This window comes from Salinispora oceanensis, from assembly GCF_000383575.1.
Lineage (GTDB): Bacteria > Actinomycetota > Actinomycetes > Mycobacteriales > Micromonosporaceae > Micromonospora > Micromonospora oceanensis.
The window spans coordinates 159,360-182,362 of record NZ_KB911579.1 but is presented as its reverse complement, the minus strand read 5'-3'; the positions used below and the strand labels follow the sequence as shown (position 1 = coordinate 182,362).

Here is a 23,003-nt window from a genome sequence, read left to right as displayed (position 1 = left end):
CCGGCAGAATCGTCCGGTGCCCGTCCACCAGATCACCGACCCCGACGACGACCGGATCGCCGACTACCGCGCCCTCACCGACGTGGAGCTGCGGACCCGCTGGGAGCCACCGCACGGCCTCTTCATCGCCGAGGGCGAGCTGGTGCTGCGGCGTGCGCTGCGCGCCGGCTACCCGGCGCGGTCCTACCTGGTGGACGCCAAGCGGGTGGAGCAGATCGCCGACCTGGGCAACGGGGACGCCCCGGTCTACGCCGCCACTCCGGACGTGCTGCGCCAGGTGACCGGCTTCCACGTACACCGGGGGGTGCTGGCGTCGTTCCGTCGCCGGCCGCAGCCGACGGCGGCCGACGTGCTCGCCACCGCCCGCCGGGTGGTGATCCTCGAAGACGTGAACAACCACACCAACCTCGGGTCGATCTTTCGGGCCGTCGCCGGGCTCGGCGTAGACGCGGTGCTGCTCTCCCCGACCTGCGCCGACCCCCTCTACCGCCGCAGCGTCCGGGTCAGCATGGGGGAGGTCTTCGCCGTGCCCTACGCGACCCTCGGCCCCTGGCCTGACGCGCTCGCCGAGGTCCGCGCCGCCGGCTTCTCCGTGCTGGCCCTGACCCCCGCCCCCGACGCGGTGCCGATCCAACGCCTCGGACCGGACCAGCGGGCCCGGGCGGCGCTGCTGCTCGGCGCGGAGGGCGCCGGCCTGACCCGGGAGGCGATGGACGGCAGTGACGTCCGCGTGGTGATCCCGATGCGACGCGGTGTCGACTCCCTCAACGTCGCCGCCGCCACCGCCGTCGCCTGCTGGGAACTCGGCCGGGACGATCCGCTCTGACCACCGGTAACGGTCACCCCGCACCGCGCCGCTCGCCCCGGTTCAACCCCAGCCGCCGCCGGGCACGGGAGTTTAGTGACCAACGTCATACGAGGTAGCGTGTCGCCCGTGTTCCCCACCATTCGGGAAGTGCTCGCGTTGGAGCCGGTGCGTTCCGGCGCGCCCCGCCTCGTCGCCGGTGAAGCCGCGTTGGACCGACGGGTCCGCTGGGTGCACGTGGCCGAGGTGCCCGACATCGCCTCCCTGCTCGGCGGCTCGGAACTGGTCCTGACCACCGGGATCGGGCTGCCCGCCGACAACGCCGGGCTGCGCGCGTTCATCGCCGACCTGGCCGCCGTAGGCGTCGCCGGCCTCGTCGTCGAGCTGGGCCGCCGCTACTTCGGCGGGGTGCCCCGGGCGATGATCGCCGCCGCCGCCCGGCACGGGCTGCCCCTGGTTGAGCTGCGCCGAGCCACCCCCTTCGTGCGGGTCACCGAGGCGGTGCACGCGCTGATCGTGGATGCCCAGCTGACCGAGCTACGTGCCACCGAGGAGATCCATCAGCGCTTCACCGAGCTCTCGATGGAGGGCGCGGGACCGGGGGAGGTGGTCCAGCAGGCGGCCGAACTCTCCGGCTGCGCGGTGGTGCTGGAGAACCTGTCCCGGCAGGTGCTCGCGTACGACCCGGCGGGGGGCAGTGCCGCCCTGCTGCTCGACGGCTGGGAGCAGCTCTCCCGACGGATCCTGCCGGCGGGCCGGACCGCGTACGACGTGGACAACGGCTGGCTGGTGACCATGGTCGGCGCCCGGGGGCAGGACTGGGGGCGGCTGCTGGTGCGGTGGCTCGGTGCCGGCGCGGCGACCCCCGGGGACCGGTCGGACACCCCGCCCACCCGACTAACCATCCTCGTGGAACGGGCAGCGTCCAGCCTCGCCCTGGGCCGGCTGATCCGGCGCGACGCCGAAGGCCTGGAACGGCAGTTACACCGCACCCTGCTGGCGGCCCTGCTCGACCACTCCCGGCCGGTGGACGAGGTGGCGCTGCGGGCCCGCGCCCTCGGCGTGCCGTTGGCGGGGCGGCACCTGGTGGGGGTGGTGGTCCGCTACCGGGTCGACGATCCGGCGCTGGCCAGGTCAGACGAGAGTGGTCACGTCCCCGGGGGAGGCCCGCGGGCTGGCTCGGCCCGGCTGCGGGAACTCGCCGAGGCGGTCGGCGACGCCGTGCACGAGGCGCAGCTGACCGCGTTGACCAGCGCGCTCGACGACCAGACGGTCGGCGTGCTGCTCGCGTTGCCGGACCGCTCCGGCGAGGAGCGGGCGCTCACTGCCTTTGTCACCGCCCTGACCCGGGCCCGCCCGGACGTCTTCCCCGGACCGGTCAACGCCCAACGGGACGGCGGGCGGAGCCCGGGCCGCCCGGACCCGGCCGGCACCGCCGTGATCGGCGCCGGCTCGGGCGTGGGCAGCCTGCGGGAGGCGCGCCGCTCCCTGGTCGAGGCGCGGCAGGTGGCCGAGGCGGCCCGCCGGGACCGGCGGGACCTGCCGATCTACCGGCTGCCGCACGTCGGGCTCGCCGGCCTGCTGCACCTGCTGCGCGACGAGCCGTCCCTACAGACCTTCGTCGAGCGGGAACTGGGCGCCCTGCTCTCCTACGACGCGCAGCACCCCCGGGAACAGCTACTCGGCACCCTGCGCGCGTACCTGGAACAGGGCCGCAACAAGTCGGCCGGCGCCGTCGCCGCGCACCTGTCCCGCCCGGCGTTCTACGAACGCCTGGCCCGGATCGGTCGAATCCTCGACGTGGACCTCGACTCGGTTGACGCCTGCCTCGGCCTGCACGTGGCACTGCTGGCGCTGGACGCGATCCGCCGGCCCGTGGCGGCCAACGTCACCCGGGCAGGTTCCGAACCCGCCCGGTAAGGGAGTCGAGAGCGTCGGCGTACCGGGTGGGGACGAAGCTGGGTCCCCCCGGCGTGAAGACGGCCGAGCTGGCCGCCGTCTTCCAGGCCGACTCCGGGACCGCCTCGACCAGCGCGCGTACCACCGGCGCCGCGCGCCACCCCGGCTGCTCCGCGAGCAGGCTCAGCGCCACCACCGACTCCTCGACCTCGCCGACACACTCGAACGGCTTGTGCCCGTCCACGCCCAGCAGCTCCCGGTAGCCGGGTAGCTGCGCCGGGTCGGCCAACAGGTCACCACCGAAGATCCCGGCGATCCGCTCGCGCGGCATGAACGGCGCCAGGGCGAGGAAGACGAAGCGGCACTTGGGGCAGTCCCGGCACCAGCGATCACTCGCACCGCGCAGCTTGAACGCGGCGTTGCAGCTGGTCACGACGGCGTCGTAGCCGTCGATCTGGGCGAAGGTCCGGGCGATGTGCAGCTCCGAGAGCCGGCGCAGCAGGGAGAAGTACGGGTCGGTGAGACCGGCGTGCTCCTCGAGCGCCCCGCGCAGCAGCCCCTCCGCCTCGACGCCCTTGGACCACTGGTGATTGATCTGGTGCTCCTCCCAGACCAGGTTCGGGTCCGACGCCGAGCGCTCGTTGGACATCACCACCGGGCCCAGCCCGTTCAGCACCGAGGTGGCCACCGCGATCAGCGAGTTGATCGCGGTAACCGGAATGTGGCCGTTCAACGCGCCGGCGGCGTTCAGGTCGAACAGCACCGGGTCGATGCGCCGCCGGGCGGCCAGCGCCGGCAACCCCGAGGCGACGTTGACCGCCTCGATCACCCGGTTGGGGTTGACCGAGAACGGCAACGGGTCCAGCCCGTCCCGGCGCAGCGCCTCCAGGCTGACGATCGAGTCCTTGCCGCCCCCCACCGCCGACAGTGGTCGCCGGTTGTCGGTGTCGTAGCCGACCGGCGGGGTGACCTCACCGGGCGGCACCTCGGGACGCAGCCGCAGCACGTGCGGCAGCGCGTTGCGGTACGCGTACTCGCCGAGGCCCTTGGTGTAGACGGCGGTGACCAGCGCGACGGCGGCCGGCCCCAGCGGAGCCGGCAGCACCAGCCGGTGCGGGGCGGCGGTCTTGTAGTAGCTGACCCCGGCGATCACGTGCAGCAGCTCCAGGACCCGCCCCAAAGTGGCTACCCGCTCAGCTGAGGGGGGTGACGCGGGCAGCGGGAGGGTGATCACCTCCGTGAAACGTTGCTCGCCGTCCGGCCCGGTGAGGGCGTAGTCGAACAACGCCTCCCCGGTGGACAGGTCGAAGGAGTAGGACGGGAAGGTGAAGGCGTCCATCCGCCGCAGCTGCTCGTTGGGCACACGCCATACTAGGCCCTGGTTCGTCCGCCGTGCCCGAGTGCGCCCGGACCACCCACCGACGTCGTCGATATATTCCGAGGGAGAGCCAGTGCGCCTGTCTGACCTGCGCGGACGCAAAGTCGCGGTCTGGGGGACCGGCCGGGAGGGACGAGCGGCGGTGATCGCGATCGCCGCGCACGGCCCGGCGGACCTGGTCGCCGTGGACGATGGTGGCTCGACGGTCAGCCCGCCCTGGGACGGCTTCCTGGCGACGGCGGCACCGTTGGTCACCGGTGACGCGGGGGCGCGACGGCTGGCCGCCGCCGACGTGGTGGTCCGCTCGCCGGGCGTGCCGAACACCCACCCGTGGCTGGCCGAGCTGCGGCGGCGCCAGGTGCCGGTTACCCAGGGCACCGCGCTCTGGATGGCCGACCACGCCGCCCGTACCGTCGGGGTCACCGGCAGCAAGGGCAAGAGCACCACGTCCAGCCTGATCAGCCACCTGCTCGCCGCGGTGGACCAGCCCAACGTCTTCGGCGGCAACATCGGGGTGCCGACGTTGGACCTGCCCGCGGCCGACCTCTACGTGCTGGAGCTCTCCAGCTACCAGTGCAGCGACCTGACCGACTCACCCCGGGTCGCGGTGGTGACCGCGCTCTTCCCCGAGCACCTGGACGCCCACGGGGGCGAACGGGAGTACTACCGCGACAAGCTCAACCTGCTGGCCCACGGCCCGGAGACCGTCGTGGTCAACGGTACCGACCCCCGGCTCGCCGCCGAACTCGGTGACCGGCCCGTGGTGCGAGCCGGCACCCCCGACACCACCCATGTGGCGGGCGGCCCGGACGGCGCGCCCTGGTTCCACCTCGGCGACCAGCCGCTCTTCCCCCGGGCGGTGCTGCCGCTGGTCGGACGGCACAACGAGGGCAACCTCTGCGTGGCGCTGGCCGTGCTCGACGTGCTCGGTGTTGACGTGCTCGCGCGCCGGGACACCCTGGCGGTCGCCGTCGCCGGGTTCCAGGGGCTGGCCCACCGGCTCACCGAGATCGTTGACCCGTCCGGTCTCACCTTCGTCGACGACACCCTCGCCACCAGCCCGTACGCGGCCATGCACGCGATCGACGCGTACGACGGGCGGCCGCTCACCGTGATCGTCGGCGGTGCCGACCGGGGCCTGGACTACACGCCGCTGCGCGATCACCTCGCCGAGCGGGAGGTCACCGTGATCGGCGTACCGGACAGCGGGGCGCGGATCGTCGCCGCGCTGGACGGGTTGCCGAAGGTCCGGTGCGAGGTCACCGACGATCTGGTCGAGGCGGTTCGGCTGGCCCGGCGGGTCACGCCGGCCGGCGGGGTGGTGCTGCTGTCACCGGCGGCGCCGAGCTACGGGCGGTTCCGGAACTTCGAGCACCGCTCCGAGGTCTTCGCCCAGGCGGTCCGCGACACCGCCGACTGAGGCCGAGGAGCTCTACCGTCGTGGCTCGGCCCGGCGCTGCCGGACCACCCGCTGTCGAGGAACGGGGTCGAGTCCGACACCTCAGGTGATGTAGGGCTCCGATGTTGGCAGGGGTGGCTGTGCGTCTGGTGGGATCGAAAGGATCGGAATGGGTTTGCCGCTGGGCCAGCCCAGCCCTTCCGGGCTGAAGCTCAGGGTTCCGCCAGCCGCTGGAACCTCGCCGAGGATGTTGAGTTTCCACAGTGCCGACGCGACATGCTTGTGGGTGGGGACGGATTCCTTCCGTTCTCGAGCTGCCTGCCGGGTCGCGAGGACAGCCGTGGCGACCGCATCATGGTGCATCGCCGCGTAGCCGTCGGCGAGCGCGTCGTCGGCCTCCTGGGTGGAAAACAGTGCGTGCAGCTTCTGGTAGAAGCTCGGGTACCCGACCGGCATACCAGTAAGCACATCTGGTAACCCATCCTCCTGCTCGTTTCCCAACACTTCGTCGGCGCGTCCGTTCCAGCCGTCAGAGTCGATTGACGATGCGTAGACAACTCGAATTCGGTGCTGCTTGAGCAGGTCCACGGTCTCTTCGTCCCGGAGTGAGGACAGGCCGGTGCTGCCGAGCATGATGGTTAGTTGCTCATTATTTTCCTCACGGTCGGCGCAGTGTTTCCTGGCGAGGCTGGGAATAAAGTGACTCTTTAGTTCCTTCACTCGACCGGCGTAGAAGATCCGGACTGCTTTCGCTGCACAGACCTGCGTGCTGACGTGGTCGAATAGTGGAACGGGCTCCTCCTCGTTCAGAATTCCGTTGAACTGCTGTGCGGGACCTTCGACCATGAAGTCTTCCAGGTGTTGCTCGTACGCCTCCCGGAGTGTCCGGGTGTACATGTCGGAGTTCTGGTCGTAGACCACGATTCCTCGGCGACGATCGCTGTGCCCCTCGGGGTACTCCTGGTCGAGATAATTTCTCAACGCCAGTGCGTAATGCCCGTTAGACGGCGAAACCTGAACAAAGCTGTCCGCCCGCAATGTGTCCGCGGTGAGTACCGCACCGACCGTGGCCACCTGGTGTCTCGACAGCTCCTCGGCCGCGAGTTGCGTCGCGGGAATGCTCACTCCCAGACCGACCACCGCAACCAGCGGGTGCGCCCCCGTGGTCATGCTGGTCAACCGGCTGACCGGCGGACGCCACTGTTGCTGGTTGCTGCCCTCGTTGGCTAGCAACAACTGGATCAGCGGTGTCGGATCGCCGAACCCGTCGTCCGCCCCGCCGTTGGCCCGCCGCTGCGCCGCGTACGCCCCCTGCAGGCTGTACCGAATCCGGGCCATTGTCAGCGCGCTGTGGTCGTCCGCCGTCATGGGCATCAGCACGGCAATTCGCACGTAGGGCAGATTGCCGTACCCGCCATTGCGTACCTTCTCGTTTTCCTTCCTGATTTTCTGTTGTATCTGTTCGATGTACGGATGGAAGACAAAGGATCCGTCGGTTACTCCGACGCACTGCCCGTCGACTCGGGAAATCCCATTACCGATTGGTCCGCAGGACAGATCCCGGTACGCGAGGGTTCCGCCCCACAGCAGACTCGGCGCGACGATCACCAGGGCCAGGACAGCGGCGATACGCCTGCGCCTGCGCCGCCTTCTCTCCAGCGGTGTGGTGGGTGGCTCGAAGATGTCCGGCCGGACACGCGCGATGGGTGACCTGGTCACGGTGTCTCCTTCTGGTGCAGCCCGGCGCTCCAGACGCGAGCCAACTGCTGGTGGCGGTTTTTCTGCGTGTACAGCTCGTCGTCCCATTCCGGGTGATAGAGCGCTAACTCGTCATAGTCCCGGGCTATCTGCCGGTGTAATCCGCGGCGGCCGGTGTCGCGGAACGGGTCGGCGGCGATCCACAACCGGGCCACCAGCCCGGCGATGCAGGCCAGCTGCCGTTCGTCGCCGGGCCCGAGCCAGCTGGTCAAGCCACGCGCCTGCACGGTGTGCTCGACGTACGGGTCCAACCGACCGGGTACCGACGTCACGGCCTCCACCATTGCCAGCCAGGTCGTGGCACGACCCACCGCGTGTTGATCGAGTTTGCGAGTCACGAATTCGATGTCGCCGTCCGCGAGGGCGTAGGCGAGCTCGGCTGTGAGAGCGGTACGGGTGTCCCGCTCGTCCCGGTGCTCGAGCGGGCTTGCCTCTCGTAGCCAGCGGTGGACCACCGACCAGGTCGCTGCCCCATCCCGCCGCCCGGCCAGCCGGCGCAGCAGCAGCCGGCGCAGTACGGTGGGGCCCCACTCGTCCCGAGGGAGCCACATCGGTGACTCCCGCAACTCGCCGATGACCAGATCCGGCGCGGTGAAAAGGTCCCGCCGTCTGACCGCCAGTTCGATGGCCTGGTGCCGGGTGCGCGCCGCCGAGCAGGTGATGAGATCCTCTCTCGCCTCGTCGGGGACCCCGTCCAGGAAGAGCTGTAGTAGCCGTTCCTCCACTGCTACCCCGCCGGAATCGCCGTCGAGTACCTCGGCCAGCGACCGCCACCGGGTAGTGATGGCGGTGATCGCCTCAAGCATGATCCGGGTCGCCCCCGGGTGACCCCCGGTGAACTGGTGGATCAGGGCCGCGAGTTGATGATCATCGTCGCGGTCCAGCGACAGATCCGTCACCATGAGGTTGACCTCGTCGACGGTGAGATCGTCTAGCCGGCACCGCAGCCACCACGGCTGTACCCGCCGGTTGAGGGCCTTGTAGCTATCGACCAACGGTATGGACAGCGCTACCTGGTCGGCGCGGTTGACCTTGGCGAGGAGGCGTCCCCTACTGGTGGCGACGACCGTGAGTGGGTCGGGAACGGCGTAGCCGTGATCGAGGTCGTCGCCGCGTACCCGAACCAGTGTTTCGAGGAGGTCGCGGGCCAGGTCAGAGTCGGCGTTGTCCAGCAGGGCGACACAGTTGAGCGACCAGCCCACACTTCGCCGGCTACTGGCGAACTCATGTCGAAGGTCGGCGAGAAAGGCCGCTGACATCAGGTTGTCGATGCGCTGTTGAGCACCCCCGGTGGCGTGGGAGTGAGCCCAGCGATTCAGCCCAACCAGGGTGCTGATCGGGTCATCCTGGAGCCCGCGGTCACGGTGGCCGTACCAGTCCTGGAAGCGGCCGAGGGTGAGCCGGGGGAGCCATCGGGTCATGCCGTCCACCAGCAGTGAAAGGGTTCCACGCACCATGCTGCTCGGTATTTGGGGCTGAATCGGTGTGAGGCCGGTTACCGTGCCAGCCGCCTCCTCCAAAATATCGAGCATCTGGTCGAGGCGGCGGTGCGCCTTCAGCGCGTCGGTTGCCTGCTTACGGGCCAAGCCAGGATCGTCGCGGGACAGGTCGAGTCTCATCACGAGTTGACCGACAACGAACCGAGGAAAGCGAAGTGTTCCGTATCTGTGGCACCTGCGTGACAGTTCGAAGGCAAGCGCGGACAGGAGATTGGTGACAGTGGCGTCACGGTCGGCTCGGGTGGTAACCGTGGTCAGATCAACAAAAGCGTAGGGTACGCGCTGATGAAGTAGTTCAGCCATCGCCTCCAGTAGGGCTGTTTTGCCGCCACCTGCCGGGGCTTCGAGGACAATTACCGGAGACCTTGTGGTGGTGGGGCGACCGCCTACGTTGAGAGGTCGTTCCATCAGGGCCCGAACCAATGTCACAGCATCCAGGCGGCCGTAGACCTGCTTCGCAACCAAAGCGCCTACACCCTTCTGAGGATGTAACGTCCGAATGTGCCGGCTAGCCACGTCGGTAGATGACAAAGACCAGCGAATTATCTCTGGTGGACGCCCGACATTCTGTGTCGGGCGTCACACTCTACTTGAGAATGTTACCCCCGGGTTCAGTTGTCAAAAATCTGACAAGAGAATCACGTAACCGGCTGCCCCGCCAGGCGGCGGACGTCTTGACCCAGCCTGGGTTCAGGTCGGAACCTGGGGGTTTCGAGTCGCGCGGGGCTCATCCAGATGAGCATAACAAGGTTGATCAGTGCCTGCTCATTCCATAAAGGAGTGGGCAGTGAGCCATCCCTCTATCGAATCCGGCCGACGTCAGGGGTGCTGGCCCAGGGCCAGTGGGCGGGCTCTCCGGTGCCACCGGCGGCGGCGAACCCGGCGGCGATGATGTCGCGGTCGGCGCCGGCGGCGAGCAGGGTGTGCAGCAGGATACGTGCCTTGTAGCTGTCGAGGAAGCCCGCGCCGATCAGTCCCCGCTGCCGCAGGTCGCTCTCCGAGCCGGGGAAGGCGTAGGTGGCTTCCAGGACCGGGCCGGCGCCGATGCGGGAGGTGAGCACGACCGGGATCGTCGCCGCGAGGGCGGTGAGCTGGTTGATGAGCAGTTGGGGTACGTGGCCGACACCGAAGCCGGCCACGACGAGACCGTCCAGGTGCTCGGCGCCGGCCAGCAGGGCTCCGTCGTCGCCGACGGTGACGGTGTGCAGCCCGACCCGGGGTGTTCGGGTGACCGCAGCCAGCGGCACGGTCAGCCGGTGGGGCGGGTAGGCGAGCAGCCGAACCGCGCCTTCAACGACGCGGCCGAGCGGGCCGGCGTTCGGCGAGCGGAAGGTGCCGCCACTGGTGGAGTGCGTCTTGCGGACGTACCGCGCGGCGTGGATCTCGTCGGCGAAGACCACCAGCGCGCCGAGGCCGCGGGCGGTGGGGCTGGCGGCGGTGTGGATCGCGGCGAGGACGTTGGCCGGCCCGTCGGCACCGGCCTGGGTCGGGTTGCGCATCGCCCCGGTCACCACGATGGGCGTGTCGCCGCCGTGCAGCAGGTCGAGCAGGTATGCGGTCTCCTCGATGGTGTCGGTGCCCTGGGTGATCACGACGCCGTCCACTTCCCCGGTCGTGGTGCGTTCGGCGATCAGGGCGGCGAGCGCGGTGAGGTCGTCGAGGCGCAGGGAGGCGCTCGGCAGCTGGCAGAAGGTCTGGACCTGTACGTCGATGCCGGTGTCGGCGGCACCGGGGACGGCGGCGATGAGGTCTTCGGCGGTGAGGGTCGGCACGACGCCGCCAGCGCCGCCGGTCATGGCGATCGTGCCGCCGAGGGAGAGCATCAGCACCGATGTCGGCTGCTCCGTCACCGCACCTCCTCGTCCGGGTGTGCCGGCGGCAGCCTGTCACAGTTTCCAGGTGAAGCCGAGGCGGCTCGACCGATCCGTTTGACCTTGACACCGTGACAAGGTCTTGACTGTGCCGGGAGGTGGTACTACCCATGAACCCGGTCCAGAACACCCGCCGCGCGGTGGCGGCCCTGAGCGCCGAGGCGTCGTCAACCCGGCTGCGGGCGGCCATGCTGCTCGGCGGGCACCCCGACCCGAGTGTTGTCACCGCGCTGGTGCAGCGGTGCGCGGTCGAGCCGGACTTCTTTGTGCGGGACATGCTCACCTGGGCACTCACCCGCCTGCCGGAGGCGGTCACGCTGCCCAAACTCCTCGCCGAGCTCACATCTGAGCAGGCCCAGGCCCGTAGTCAGGCCCTGCACTCGCTTTCCAAGATCAATAACCGGAGCGTGTACCCCTCGATCGTCGGGACTCTGCTGCGCGACCCCGACGACGAGGTCGCGCGGACTGCCTGGCGGGCCGCTGTCGCTCTCGTCCCCGAAGACAAGGAGGAGGCGTTGGCCGTGGAGCTGGTCAGCCAGCTTGGCCGCGGGGACCGGGACGTGCGGCTGAGCCTCAGTCGGGCACTGGTCGGCCTCGGTACGGCGGCCCTGCCGGCCCTCGCCGCCAGCGTCAACAGCTCGGCGCCGACGGCGCGGGAACACGCCCACGCCACGCTGCTGCTGCTACGCGACCCGGAGGCCGACTACGACGAACTCGCCGAGGAGGCGCGACGGCTCGCCGCCGGCAAGCTGGACCCGATGGGGAGGGAGAAGAAACCGCCATGCTGATCGGCGACGTGGCCCGCCGCTCCGGAGTGAGCACCCGCATGCTTCGGCACTACGACTCGCTGGGGCTGGTAGGACCGACCGGTCGCACTGCGGGCGGCTACCGCGAATACTCCGACGAGGACGTACGGCGGCTCTTTCACGTGGAGGGCCTGCGGTCGCTGGGGCTGTCGCTGCGCCAGATCGCTCGGGTGCTCCAGGATCCCACCTGCACGCCCGCCGGTCTGGTTCGCGACCTCATCCGCTGGACCGAGGAGCGGCTGGACCGGGAACGGGAGCTACTCGACCGGCTGCGTACGGTTGCCGCCGCGGCGCCCACCGGATGGCCGGACGTCCTGCGTATCACCGAACTCATCGCCGGGCTCGACTCACCCAGCGCCGCCCTGCGCCAGCGGAGCGCCCTGGCCCCTACCGCGGAGGTACGGGTCCCCGCCGAGCTGCTGGCCGGCGCGGTCCTCGCCGAGGCTGACCCGAATGTGGCCGGCGCGCTGCGCTGGGCGCTCGGGCGGGCGGACGGCGACGCCCTGGCAACCCTGACGTCCGGCGCCAGCTCCGAGAACGTGGACACCCGCCGCCGCGCGATCCAGGCGGTTGCCGAGTTGACCGATGACGAGGCGACCGAGGTGCTCGTGGACGCCCTCGACGACCCGGACCCGACGGTCCGCCGACACGCGGCCCTGGCGCTGGGTGCGCACGGCGAGGTGGCGGCCGTGCCCGCCCTCGTCGACCTGGTGGTCGAGGGCGGGCACGACGTCGAGGCGGCCGAGCACTTGGGTGCCCTGGCCGAGGAGCCAGCCCGCGCTGAACAGATCGTGAGTGCACTCTCCGACGAACTCGCCGCCCCGACCGCGGACTCCGCCGCCCGCAGCCGCCTCACCCAGGCCATCCTGGAGCTGCCTCGAACTGTTGCGCAGCCGGTGCTGAGACGGTTGTCCCGCGACGACGACCCGGTGGTGGCCCTGATCGCCGCGGCCTATCTGGAAGACGAAGACGCCACGTCACGTTAAGGGGTGGTGCTCGGCACTTCTCGGCCGAAACGCGACGTCGGATTGCCGCCAGACTCCCTGCCCGCAGCATGTGAACCTAACTTTGTTCACGAACACGACAGGAGAGATGAGCGAACATGAGTGCGGTACTTGGCGGCAAGGTGGCATTCGTGACCGGCGGCAGCCGTGGCATCGGCGAGGCCGTGGCGCTGAGGCTGGCAGCGGATGGCGCCGACGTCGCGTTGACCTACCGGGACAGTGCGGAGCGCGCGGCGGATGTCGTTGACCGGATCAAGGCGCTGGGGCGCCGGGCCTGGGCGGTCCAGGCTGATAGTGCGGACCCGACTGCTGTGCGCACGGCCGTGGATCAGGCCGTGGCGGAGTTCGGGCGGCTCGACATCGTGGTCAACAACGCGGGGATTCTGGTGCGTGGTCTGGTCGAAGACATGTCACTGGAGGACATCGACCGCGTGTTGAGCGTCAATGTCCGGGCACCCTTCGTGGCTTCCCAGGCGGCGGTGCGGCACCTGACCGAAGGCGGAAGGATCATCAATATCGGCAGTTGCCTGGCCGAGCGGGTGCCGCTCCCCGGTGTCTCGCTGTATTCGACGAGTAAGACCGCGTTGATCGGCCTGACCAGGTCGTTGGCCCGCGAGCTGGGTGCCAGGGGGATCACCGCCAACCTGGTCCATCCCGGGCCGACGGAGACCGACATGAACCCCGCCGACGCCGAGGGCGCCGATGTGCAGCAGAGCTTCACCGCACTCGGTCGTTTCGGCCAGTCGTCGGACGTCGCCGCGACCGTCGCCCACCTCGCGGGTGACGCTGGCCGCCATGTCACTGGTGCCGCCATCGCTGTGGACGGTGGCTTCGCCGCTTGACCCTGGCGGTGACTCCGCCGCTGGATCCACGCGGATCGACTCAGGGCCGCTGTCCTCAGCGGCGTGGCCGGAGTCGATCCGCATGGCACCGCAGGTTATGCCCCGCCCCAGACGCCGGTGGCCGCGGTGCTCGTGGCGTAGTCGGCGAAGTCGCGCGGCGGCCGGCCGAGGGCCCGCGTAACACCGTCGCTCAGCCGGGCATTGCGCCCGTCCAGCAGGGTCGTGAAGAGGTACGTCAACAACTCGATCGTGCCAGCCGGGACACCGGCGGCGGCGAGTCCGTCCGCGTACTCCGTGGAGGAGACCTGCACGAGCTCGATGGTCCGGCCCGTGCTGGTGGCGATGTCGGCGATCGCCTCGCCGAAGGTGAGCAGCCGGGGCCCGGTCAGCTCGTAGAGCTGCCCGGCGTGCCCATGGCCGGTGAGTGCCGCCACGGCCACGTCGGCGATGTCGTCGGCGTCCACGAACGGCTCGGGTACGGCCCCGACCGGGAGAACGACCTCACCGCCGCGGACCGGCTCCAGGAGGTAGTCCTCGCTGAAGTTCTGGTTGAACCAGCTCGACCGCAGGACCGTCCACTCCACCCCGGCGGCCTGGACGTGCTCCTCGGCGGACCGGGCAATCTCCTCCCCGCGCCCGGAGAGCAGCACCAGCCGGGAGACCCCGGCCGCCACCGCGAGATCGGTGAACGCGGCGACCGTCTTCAGCGCGCCCGGCTCGGCGAGGTCCGGGTGGTAGGAGAGGTAGACGGCGTTCACGTCCCGCAGGGTCGGTGCCCAGGTCGCCGGGTCGGTCCAGTCGAAGGGCTGTCGGGCGGTGCGGGAGCCAACCCGCACCGGTACGCCCTGATCTCGCAGCCGGGCCACGATGCGTCGGCCGGTCTTGCCGGTGCCGCCGAGGACCAGGGTGTGTCGTTGCTTTCGTTGGTCTGTCATACGCCCAGTGAAGTGCCCCAGCCTGAGACGGGACATAGCTAATCCGCGCGAGCTTGTGTTCAATCGTCTACATGGACGCAGTCGTAGGTCTCCTTGATGGACCCCGAGCCCAGGGTGCGTTCCTGTTGCGCTCGGTCCTGACCCCGCCGTGGTCCCTGGCGATCCGGGACGAGGCGCCCCTCACCCTGGTGGCCCTGGTCCGAGGTGACGCTTGGGTCGCGCCGGAGGAGGGCACGGCGATCCGGCTGAACCCGGGGGACATCGCGATCGTCCGCGGCCCCGCCCCGTACCGGGTCGCCGACGACCTCTCCACGGCACCGCAGGCCGTCATCCATCCTGGCCAACGCTGCACCGGCCCGGATGGTGGGGAACTCTGCGGAATGAGTGAGTGGGGGGTGCGGACCTGGGGCAACAGCGCGGACGGCCCGACGATGCTGCTGACCGGTGCGTACCCGATGCGGGGTGCGGTCAGCCAACGGCTGCTGACCGCACTGCCGCCGCTGCTCATCGTGCCCGGCGACTCCTGGGACTCTCCGTTGATCCCACTGCTGGCCGACGAGATCGTCAAGGATGACCCCGGTCAGGAGGCGGTTCTCGACCGGCTGCTGGACCTGCTGCTCATCGCCGTGCTGCGGGAATGGTTCGCCCGTCCCGGTGCCGAGCCCCCCGGCTGGTACCAGGCGCATAGCGATCCCGTCGTCGGCCCCGCCCTGCGAATGCTGCACCACGACCCGGCCCGGCCGTGGACCGTGGCATCTCTGGCCGCCGAAGCCGGAGTCTCCCGGGCGGCGTTTGCCCGGCGGTTCACCGCACTGGTTGGTGAACCGCCCATGTCCTATCTGACCGGCTGGCGGTTGAGTCTCGCCGCCGACCTGCTTCGGGAGCCGCACGCCACCGTCGGTGCGGTCGCCCGCCGGGTGGGCTACGGCAGCTCCTTCGCGCTCAGCACCGCCTTCAAGCGCCGCCGTGGGGTGAGCCCCCGTGCACACCGCTCGGCCGCTGGGCGGTAGCAGATCGAGGGCGGTCCTGGTGGGTCGTGGATCGATCCGATGGCCGGACAGACGGTGCCCCAGGCAGGCAGGCAGGCAGACAGGCAGTGGGGACAAGGGCTGCTACTGAGGATAGTCCGCCCACCGAGGAGGAGCGCGGTATGGGACGACTGAACCACGTTGCCAGGATCCTTATAACGACCGGGGGCGCCTTCTGGTTCACCTCCATGACTTTAAACGGATTCAGATCATCCTGGCTTTCCGTTGCTCTGATCGGAGTAATCACAATCGGTGGTGTTCTAAATATTGTCGATGGAGAACTGAAAAAGCGGCGGGAGCGATAGGAGTCTCTCACCAGGAGGGGGACCCTTTCTCCGGTCGACCAGGCGGGTAGGGAACTCCATCATTGCGGGTTTGTCTTGCGATTCGTGGTGCTCCGAGTAGGTCGTGGGTGACCGCCCGGCGTATGCCTCCGCGCAGGGCTAGCACTCCGGAGACCATTGACGTGTACTCACCGGTGATAGGGGAGGAAAACACCCATCGGGTACGGACGTTGCTGCGAGGCTGCTGGACCGGGGTGTCGGACTGGCGCACCGACGGTGATGGCGTCAGCGAACTCCCGCTGCTCCGGCGGTCGGCCACCCCGTCGTCGGGGCCGGCCCCGTGGGTGCTGCTACTGTCACCGGAATGTTCTTCCTTCGTGCGTAGACCAAAGACTGCCTCTGCCCTGGTGCGGATCAGGGCCCTGCTGTCTTTGACCTGCCTTTGGCGCGCGTACGCGCGCCACGTTCGATGAGGAACGTCATATGTCTTCCCGGTTAGGGAATCCTTCGTACTCTACGGTGCTGCGTCGGCCATCTGCGCTGGCCACTCTGGATCGCCATGGCCTGGGCACGGCTACGGCCGACGCCCTCAAGGCCGCCGTGGCCCTGTCCCTTGCCCGTCTGCCGGGTGCTCCGTCCGGCGCCGTCACGGGCCCCCGTCCGTAGCCGCCCACGGCCGCCCCCGGACCCGGACGAACCCCGCCGTCCGCGATCCCGCACCCCCTAATCCGCAGCCCGTCCCGTGCCCGCCATCGGGACGCGCGAACCCGCAGGAGTCCCCCGTGTCATCCGCATCCCCTGCGCATGCCCCCTCCTATCTCACCGTCCTCCGCCTACCGCAGGCGGCCCGCACGTTCGGCGCCGCGCTCGTCGCCCGGTTCGCCTACGGCATCGTCTTCCTGGCGCTGGTGCTCACCGTCGAACACGCGACGGGGTCGTACGCCGTCGCCGGTGGTGTCCTGGCCGTCTTCGGACTCGCCAGTTCCCTGCTGGCCCCGTACCGCGCCCGCCTCATCGACCGGCACGGCGTGCACCGGGCGCTGCTGCCCATGGCGGCGGCATGTGCGGCGCTGCTCGGCCTGATCGCGGCGGTGGCCTGGCAGCCCGGTGCCCCCGGTGTGGCGCTGTGGGTGCTCGGCACCGGGGCCGGCGCGTGCGCGCCCCCGCTGGGACCGTTCATGCGCACCCTGTGGCGTGATCTGGTCCCGGACGACGACGAGCAACTGCTTCAGCGGGCCTACTCGTTGGACACTGTCGCGGAGGAGCTGCTCTACGTCGTCGGGCCCCTGCTGGCCGGGGTGCTCACGGCGCTCGCGGAGCCCGCCCTCGGAGTCGCGCTGAGCGCGGTGCTGCTGTTCGGCGGCACGGCTGTCCTCGCGGGTTCCCCGGTCGCCGCCTCCTTCCACGGTTCAGCCGCGCCGCAGCCCGACACCGGCGGCGAGCAGGGGGCCGCCCCGCCCCGCCGGGACGCACGCTGGTGGACGTCCCTGGCCGATCCGGTTCTTGCCACCGCCGGGCTGGGGGCCTGCCTGGGGGCCTTCAATCTCCTGGCCGTCGCCTTCGCGGACCGGCACGGCGCCGCTGCCTCCGTGTCCTGGGTGTCGGCGGCGCTGGCGGTCAGCAGCGCGCTGGGCGGGCTGCTCTACGGTGCGGTGCGCTGGCGGCTGTCCACACGCACCCGGCTGCCGATTCTGGCCGCTTTTGTCGGAGTTTTCTGTGTGCTGTCCGGCCAGGCCACTGGAATGGTCGGGCTGGTTGCGCTGGCCGGTGCCGTTGGGTTTCTGATGGCACCGACGCTGACCACGGCCTATCTGATTGCCGGCGAAGTGGATTCCCAGGCCCGCAGTACGGAGGCCGGTACCTGGGTGAATACTGCCTTCAACACGGGAAATGCCGCGGGGTCGGCCGGGATCGGCCTGCTGCTGTCCCCCCTCTCATTGGCCTGGTGTTTCGCGGTGACCGGAGCCGTTGTGCTGCTTCCCGCAGCCGTCACGGCCCTGTCTCAGACTGCTCGAAAAATTCGCGGCTCGACAATCATGGGGTCCTCAATCCGCACGGGACGCGACAACCGCCGGCCGGTTGACGTGGTGTCAGGTGGACGGTGCGGTGACGCTACACGGTGCCAGTTGTTCGCGGTGCGCGGTGGTGAGAGCGTGCCGTCATCACCCGCTTCGTTGAGAGGTGTCACTATGACCACCGACGATCTGCTGGCCCGGCACCGGGCGGTGCTCCCGTCCTGGATGCCGCTCTACTACGACGAACCGCTCGAACTCGTCGCTGGTCAGGGGCGCCGGGTCACCGACGCGCAGGGCCGCACGTACCTGGATTTCTTCGGTGGCGTGCTGACCAACAGCATCGGTTACGACATTCCGGAGATCCGCGCGGCGGTGGAGCGCCAGCTGGCTACCGGGCTCGTGCACACCTCGACGCTCTACCTGATCCGGCAGCAGGTGGAGTTGGCTGAGAAGGTGGCCCGGCTGTCCGGCATCCCGGACGCGCGGGTCTTCTTCACCAACTCCGGCACCGAGGCCAACGAGGCCGCGTTGCTGATGGCCACCAACTATCGGCGTTCGCACCAGATCCTCGCCGTGCGCAACAGCTATCACGGCCGGTCGTACGCGACCATCGGGGTCACCGGCAACCGGGGCTGGTCGGCGAGTCCGCTGAACCCGTTGCAGGTGGCCTGGCTGCACTCGGGGGAGCGGCTGCGGGGCCTGCTGGCCCGGCTTCCCGAGGCGGATCGGATCGACGCGGCGGTGGAGGACCTGCGGGAGGTTCTGGCCACCCAGACCTCGGGTGATGTCGCCTGTCTGATCGCCGAGCCGATTCAGGGCGTCGGCGGATTCGTGCACGGCCCGGACGGGCTGCTCGCCGGCTGGCGCAAGGTGCTCGACGAGCACGGCATCCTGCTCATCTCGGACGAGGTGCAGACCGGCTGGGGGCGGACCGGCACGCACTTCTGGGGCTACCAGGCCCACGGCGTGACCCCGGACATGATCACCTTCGCCAAGGGCGTCGGCAACGGGTTCGCGCTCGCCGGTGTGGTCGGGCGGGCCGAGGTGGTCGAGTCGGTGCCGGCGATCAGCTTCTCCACCTTCGGCGGCAACCCAATCTCCGCCGCCGCCGGCAACGCCGTCCTCGACTACCTGCTCGACAACGATCTGCAGGCCAACGCGGACCGGGTCGGCACGATCCTCAACGAGGGGCTGCGCGCCGCGGTCGGCGGGCTCCCCGGGGTCGCCGAGGTACGCGGCAAGGGGCTGATGCTCGGCGTCGAGTTCGTCCTTCCGGGCACCGCGGACCCGGATCCCGGGCGCGCGACCCAGGTGTTCGAGGCGTGCCGGGCCGGTGGCCTGCTCGTCGGCAAGGGCGGCCTGTACGGGAACGTGGTGCGGATGGGCCCGCCGTTGACCCTGACCGAGGAGGAGGCCCGGGAGGGCCTGGCAATTCTGGTGGACGCGATCCGGTCCGGCGGGACCGCGGCGGAGGTGGCGGCGTGAGTCTCATCGGGCACTTCGTGGACGGCAAGCTGCTCACCGGCACGGCGGTGCGTCGCGGCGACGTCTTCGACCCGGCCACCGGCGCGCGTACCGCGGAGGTCGAGCTGGCCTCTGCGGCGGAGGTGGCGGCAGCGGTTGATGCCGCCGACCGGGCCGCGCGGAGTTGGCGAGACGCCTCCCTGTCGCGGCGCACGGCGGTGCTCTTCGCCTTCCGCGAGCTGGTCCACGCCCGGCGCGACCGGCTCGCCGAGGTGATCACCGCGGAGCACGGCAAGGTGCTCGCCGACGCCGCCGGCGAGGTGCAGCGCGGGCTGGAGGTGATCGAGTACGCCTGCGGCATCCCCGCGGCGATGCGCGGCGGGTTCAGCGAGAACGTCTCGACCGAGGTGGACTCCTACAACCTGCGCCAGCCCCTCGGGGTGGTGGCGGTGATCAGCCCCTTCAACTTCCCGGTGATGGTGCCGCTCTGGTTCGTGCCGGTCGCGGTGGCCACGGGCAACGCGGTGGTGCTCAAGCCCAGCGAGAAGGACCCGAGCGCGGCGCTGCTGCTGGCGGAGTGGTTCGCCGAGGCGGGCCTGCCGCCGGGGGTGCTCAACGTGGTCAACGGGGACAAGGAGGCCGTGGACGCCCTGTTGGATCATCCGGCGGTGCGGGCGGTGTCGTTCGTCGGCTCCACGCCGGTCGCCCGGCACGTGCACCAGCGGGCGTCGCTGGCGGGCAAGCGGGTGCAGGCCCTCGGTGGGGCGAAGAACCACATGGTGGTGCTCCCGGACGCGGATCTGGACCTGGCCGCCGACGCCGCCGTCAACGCGGGGTTCGGGTCGGCGGGGGAGCGCTGTATGGCGATCTCGGCGCTGGTCGCGGTGGAGCCGGTCGCGGACGCGCTGGTCGCGAAGATCGCCGAGCGGATGGCGGGGCTGCGCACCGGCGACGGCCGGCGCGGCTGCGACATGGGCCCGCTGGTCACCGCCGCGCACGCCGAGCGGGTGCGCTCGTACGTCGAGGCGGGCGTGGCGGCGGGCGCGGTGCCGGTGGTGGACGGTCGGGACGTGCGTCCGGACGGGGACCCGAACGGCTACTGGTTGGGGCCGACCCTGTTCGACCGGGTCACCCCGGAGATGTCGGTCTACACCGACGAGATCTTCGGCCCGGTGCTGTCGGTGGTCCGGGTCGGTTCGTACGAGGAGGCCGTCCACCTGGTCAACACCAACCCGTACGGCAATGGGACGGCCATCTTCACCAATGACGGGGGCGCCGCCCGGCGTTACCAGCACGAGGTGGAGGTGGGCATGGTGGGGATCAACGTGCCGATCCCGGTGCCGATGGCGTACTACTCCTTCGGCGGCTGGAAGGCGTCGCTCTTCGGCGACCTGCACGCGCACGGGGAGGACGGGGTGCGCTTCTTCACCCGGGGCAAGGTGGTCACCAGCCGCTGGCTGGACCCCCGACACGGTGGGGTCAACCTGGGGTTCCCCACCCAGACCTGAGCAGCCGCAGGGTGCCCGCCCCGGCCAGGTAGGCCACCAGCGCCGGGACGGGCAGCCCGAGCAGCAGCGGGGCGTCCCGTGGGGCCGTCGCGTTGACGACGAGCGCGGCGACGACGGCGACGAAGGCGGCGACGGCGAGCACGCTGCGGCCGGTGACCCACCAGTGGTGCTCCGCCCGGTCGTCCGACGGCGGGGCGGGTCCTCGGGCGGCCGGGGGGCGGCCGGTGCGCGCCTCGATCGGACCGAAGATGGCGACCAGGACGGCCAGGAACACAGCGAGGATCAGGACCCAGGGGATCCGCCAGGCCAGCCAGGCGGCCGTGCCGGCGGCCGGGGTCGGTAGCAACCCCACCGCGTCCAGGGCCCCGATCGCCAGGATCGCCGCGCTCAGGTGCCACAGGAAGACCGTCAGTACGACGCTGTTCACCGCGATCACCGCCATCCAGGGGCGGTCGCGGCGTAGCCAGCGCTGCGCCGGTCGGCGCAGCAGTAGGAGGAGCCCGAGCTGTGCGGTGCTCACCGCCAGGAGCGCGAGGCTGGGCGGGGCGGCGTTGTTCAGCCGCTCACCCGGAATATTGATCATGCTGACCGGGTACGGGCCAGGGCCGGTCAGCAGCACCGCCACCGCCAGCCCACCGAGCAGCGCCGTCCAGCCCGCCCGCCGGGAAAGCGGTAGCCGCCGGGTCCGGAGCTTCACCGAGCGGCCGCGCGGTGCCGCAGTGTCAGCGTCGTTCTTGTCCGCGTCGTACCAGGCGAAGCCGATCTGGTGAATGGCCAGCCAGCCGAAGAGATAGTTCGGCAGGGCGGTGTCGTGCAGACCGAGTTCGCGGGTCAGGTCCCCCGCCGCGACCAGGGCGGCCAGCGCCACCGGTACGAGGAGCCCGTACCGCCGGTGCAGCGCGTACATCATCGGGGTCAGCGGCACCACGAGGAGGTACGCGGCGAGGAACCACAGCGGGATGGTGGCGAAGTAGACCACGGTCCGGACCAACGACGGGTCGGCGCCACCGAGCCGGGCGGCGAGGCCAACGGCGGCGAGCACGAGGATCAGCATGCTGGTGGGCCGGAGCAGGCGGGCGCTGCGGCCGAGCAGCCAGCCGGTGGCGTCACCGCCCCGATGGAGGTGCGAGCTCAGGGACGCGGCATTGGCGTACCCACCGACCAGGAAGAAGATCGGCATGACCTGGACCGCCCAGGTCAGTGGGTAGGCCCAGGGGAGGTCGGGCAGCGCGGAGCGCGCGGTGGGCTGCCCGGAGGCGTCGTGCCCGATGTCCACGACGCTCCAGTGACCGAGAACGACCATGATGATGGCGAGGGCCCGGAGCAGGTCGAGGTAGCGGTTCCGGCTCGCCGGTGTCGCCTCGGCGAGTCGGCGCAGGCGGCCCATGAGCGCAAGCGTAGGGGACGGTGCCGCTCACCGGTCGGCGTTCGCCCAGAGACGGCTGTTGGCCGGCACCCTGGTTCGGGTGCCGGCCAACAGTTTCTTTCCCCCTTGGCTGGGTTAGGTCTGTGGGCGGGGGGTGGTTACGTCTGGGGTTGTGGGTCAGCTGGTCCAGTGCTCGGCGACGAGGTCGGCGGCCTGGGTCTCCCACTGGGCGTAGTGGAACGGGAACGCCGACACCTGCACCTTCTGCGCGGCTTCGGTCAACGGGAGTTCCTGCCAGCCCTCGACCTGCTTGAGGCCCTTGAGGAAGGCGGTGGTGGAGTACTCGGGGTCGGTGATCTGCTCCACGCTGCCCCAACCAGAGGATGGGCGCTGCTGGAACAGGCCCTGCGAGTCGTGGTCGTTGCGGTCACCCAGGTGTCCCAGGTTCTCCAGCTTCGACTCCTGCAGGCTGGTGGCGATCGCCACCACGGCGGCGCGCTCGTCCATGCCGGCCTTCTTGGTGGCCTCGATGATGGCCTTCACGTTGCCGGTCTGCTCGTCGCCCAGGTCGATGCGGGACTGCTCACCCTGGGTGCCGTGCGGGATCAGCATGCCGCTGTCCGGCTTGTCCGCCTGCACCACGCCAGCGGCAGCGGCGGCGGGGGTGGTGGTGTCGGTGAGGGTGTCCAGGGGGCCGGCGACGACACCGGTGGACAGGGCCAGACCAGCGAAACCAAGGACACTACGACGCAGAATCGTGTTCATCATGGGGGTTGCTCCATTCGGGGATCGACACCCACATACGCACGCCCGAAAGGGGGTCAGGCGGCAACAGGGTGCAAGCACCGTCCGGCGCTCAAAGTAGCGGGAAGAGAAGATCCTCGGCGGCCGCGGGGCTCACAGGCACACGCACGGCGCCGGGTCCAGATGTAACGACCGGCCGGCCACCGGCATTCCCGGCGACCCGCACCCGGTGCCATCCGCCACCGGCGGGGCACCTCCACGGCCGTACGCAGGGTGTAACGCCCCCACGCCCGCCGGGATTCCACCACCACTGTGACCCCGGTCACCCCCCAAACGGGAATGAATCACGCGTACCATCTATCGGGCCTAAGAACGGGTCGAATCCCCACGCGTGTGTC

Annotated in this window: 16 protein-coding genes and 1 pseudogene; 10 read left to right on the top strand and 7 right to left on the bottom strand. The window is 70.2% G+C overall.

Going from position 1 to position 23,003, the window contains the following annotated elements; translation table 11 throughout:
• Nucleotides 1–16 precede the first annotated feature (16 nt).
• The gene (locus SALPAC4_RS0100680; protein WP_027644808.1) at nt 17–826 is read left to right on the top strand and encodes a TrmH family RNA methyltransferase; all 810 of its coding nucleotides are present in this window, start codon (nt 17–19) and stop codon (nt 824–826) included.
• Nucleotides 827–934: 108 nt separating this feature from the next.
• A complete protein-coding gene (locus SALPAC4_RS0100675; protein WP_019868724.1) occupies nt 935–2,725 on the top strand; it encodes a PucR family transcriptional regulator in 1,791 nt (596 codons plus the stop codon).
• On the opposite strand, the gene SALPAC4_RS0100670 is transcribed toward SALPAC4_RS0100675, so the two are convergent.
• Nucleotides 2,694–4,067: a hypothetical protein gene (locus SALPAC4_RS0100670; protein WP_019868723.1), complete on the bottom strand. Its 1,374-nt coding sequence runs from the start codon at nt 4,065–4,067 to the stop codon at nt 2,694–2,696. The two genes, SALPAC4_RS0100675 and SALPAC4_RS0100670, sit on opposite strands and share 32 nt — an antisense overlap.
• Nucleotides 4,068–4,155: 88 nt before the next feature.
• On the opposite strand from SALPAC4_RS0100670, the gene murD reads away from it, so the two are divergent.
• Entirely contained in the window at nt 4,156–5,502 is a 1,347-nt protein-coding gene (gene murD / locus SALPAC4_RS0100665) for a UDP-N-acetylmuramoyl-L-alanine--D-glutamate ligase (protein ID WP_019868722.1), read from the top strand.
• Between the two features lie 81 nt (nt 5,503–5,583).
• Here the strand turns inward: murD and SALPAC4_RS0100660 are convergent, their stop codons facing one another.
• The 3 genes from SALPAC4_RS0100660 to SALPAC4_RS0100650 form a co-directional block, all read right to left on the bottom strand.
• Complete coding sequence (locus tag SALPAC4_RS0100660; protein WP_027644809.1) at nt 5,584–7,200, bottom strand: hypothetical protein; 1,617 nt, start codon at nt 7,198–7,200, stop codon at nt 5,584–5,586.
• Nucleotides 7,197–8,858, bottom strand: a complete 1,662-nt coding sequence (locus SALPAC4_RS0100655) for a hypothetical protein (RefSeq protein ID WP_019868720.1) — start codon at nt 8,856–8,858, stop codon at nt 7,197–7,199. Before SALPAC4_RS0100655 ends, SALPAC4_RS0100660 begins: the two co-directional genes overlap by 4 nt.
• Nucleotides 8,859–9,538: 680 nt before the next feature.
• Nucleotides 9,539–10,588, bottom strand: coding sequence for an asparaginase (locus SALPAC4_RS0100650; protein ID WP_019868719.1), 1,050 nt, complete (start codon nt 10,586–10,588; stop codon nt 9,539–9,541).
• Nucleotides 10,589–10,719: 131 nt separating this feature from the next.
• Between SALPAC4_RS0100650 and SALPAC4_RS0100645 the strand changes: the two genes are divergently transcribed.
• From SALPAC4_RS0100645 to SALPAC4_RS0100635, 3 genes are all read left to right on the top strand, one after another.
• On the top strand, nt 10,720–11,397 hold the full coding sequence (locus tag SALPAC4_RS0100645; RefSeq protein WP_019868718.1) for a HEAT repeat domain-containing protein: 678 nt from the start codon (nt 10,720–10,722) through the stop codon (nt 11,395–11,397).
• Entirely contained in the window at nt 11,391–12,401 is a 1,011-nt protein-coding gene (locus tag SALPAC4_RS0100640) for a MerR family transcriptional regulator (RefSeq protein WP_019868717.1), read from the top strand. Before SALPAC4_RS0100645 ends, SALPAC4_RS0100640 begins: the two co-directional genes overlap by 7 nt.
• A gap of 116 nt (nt 12,402–12,517) precedes the next feature.
• Nucleotides 12,518–13,261: a 3-oxoacyl-ACP reductase family protein gene (locus tag SALPAC4_RS0100635; RefSeq protein WP_019868716.1), complete on the top strand. Its 744-nt coding sequence runs from the start codon at nt 12,518–12,520 to the stop codon at nt 13,259–13,261.
• Between the two features lie 95 nt (nt 13,262–13,356).
• On the opposite strand, the gene SALPAC4_RS0100630 is transcribed toward SALPAC4_RS0100635, so the two are convergent.
• Entirely contained in the window at nt 13,357–14,196 is an 840-nt protein-coding gene (locus SALPAC4_RS0100630) for an NAD(P)H-binding protein (RefSeq protein ID WP_019868715.1), read from the bottom strand.
• A 71-nt stretch (nt 14,197–14,267) separates the two neighbouring features.
• Here SALPAC4_RS0100630 and SALPAC4_RS0100625 point away from each other — a divergent pair, with 71 nt between their 5' ends.
• The 4 genes and pseudogenes from SALPAC4_RS0100625 (at nt 14,268) to SALPAC4_RS0100610 (ending at nt 20,495) form a co-directional block, all read left to right on the top strand.
• Nucleotides 14,268–15,206: an AraC family transcriptional regulator gene (locus tag SALPAC4_RS0100625; protein ID WP_019868714.1), complete on the top strand. Its 939-nt coding sequence runs from the start codon at nt 14,268–14,270 to the stop codon at nt 15,204–15,206.
• A gap of 1,084 nt (nt 15,207–16,290) precedes the next feature.
• Nucleotides 16,291–17,058: pseudogene (locus SALPAC4_RS29065) on the top strand (MFS transporter); the annotation flags it as partial.
• Nucleotides 17,059–17,697: 639 nt separating this feature from the next.
• Nucleotides 17,698–19,008: an aspartate aminotransferase family protein gene (locus SALPAC4_RS0100615; RefSeq protein WP_027644811.1), complete on the top strand. Its 1,311-nt coding sequence runs from the start codon at nt 17,698–17,700 to the stop codon at nt 19,006–19,008.
• Nucleotides 19,005–20,495, top strand: a complete 1,491-nt coding sequence (locus SALPAC4_RS0100610) for a CoA-acylating methylmalonate-semialdehyde dehydrogenase (RefSeq protein ID WP_019868712.1) — start codon at nt 19,005–19,007, stop codon at nt 20,493–20,495. Before SALPAC4_RS0100615 ends, SALPAC4_RS0100610 begins: the two co-directional genes overlap by 4 nt.
• Here the strand turns inward: SALPAC4_RS0100610 and SALPAC4_RS0100605 are convergent.
• Together SALPAC4_RS0100605 and SALPAC4_RS0100600 are read right to left on the bottom strand one after the other, a co-directional pair.
• Nucleotides 20,467–21,882, bottom strand: a complete 1,416-nt coding sequence (locus SALPAC4_RS0100605; protein ID WP_019868711.1) for an acyltransferase family protein — start codon at nt 21,880–21,882, stop codon at nt 20,467–20,469. The two genes, SALPAC4_RS0100610 and SALPAC4_RS0100605, sit on opposite strands and share 29 nt — an antisense overlap.
• Nucleotides 21,883–22,038: 156 nt before the next feature.
• On the bottom strand, nt 22,039–22,626 hold the full coding sequence (locus tag SALPAC4_RS0100600) for a hypothetical protein (RefSeq protein ID WP_029126503.1): 588 nt from the start codon (nt 22,624–22,626) through the stop codon (nt 22,039–22,041).
• Nucleotides 22,627–23,003 lie beyond the last annotated feature (377 nt).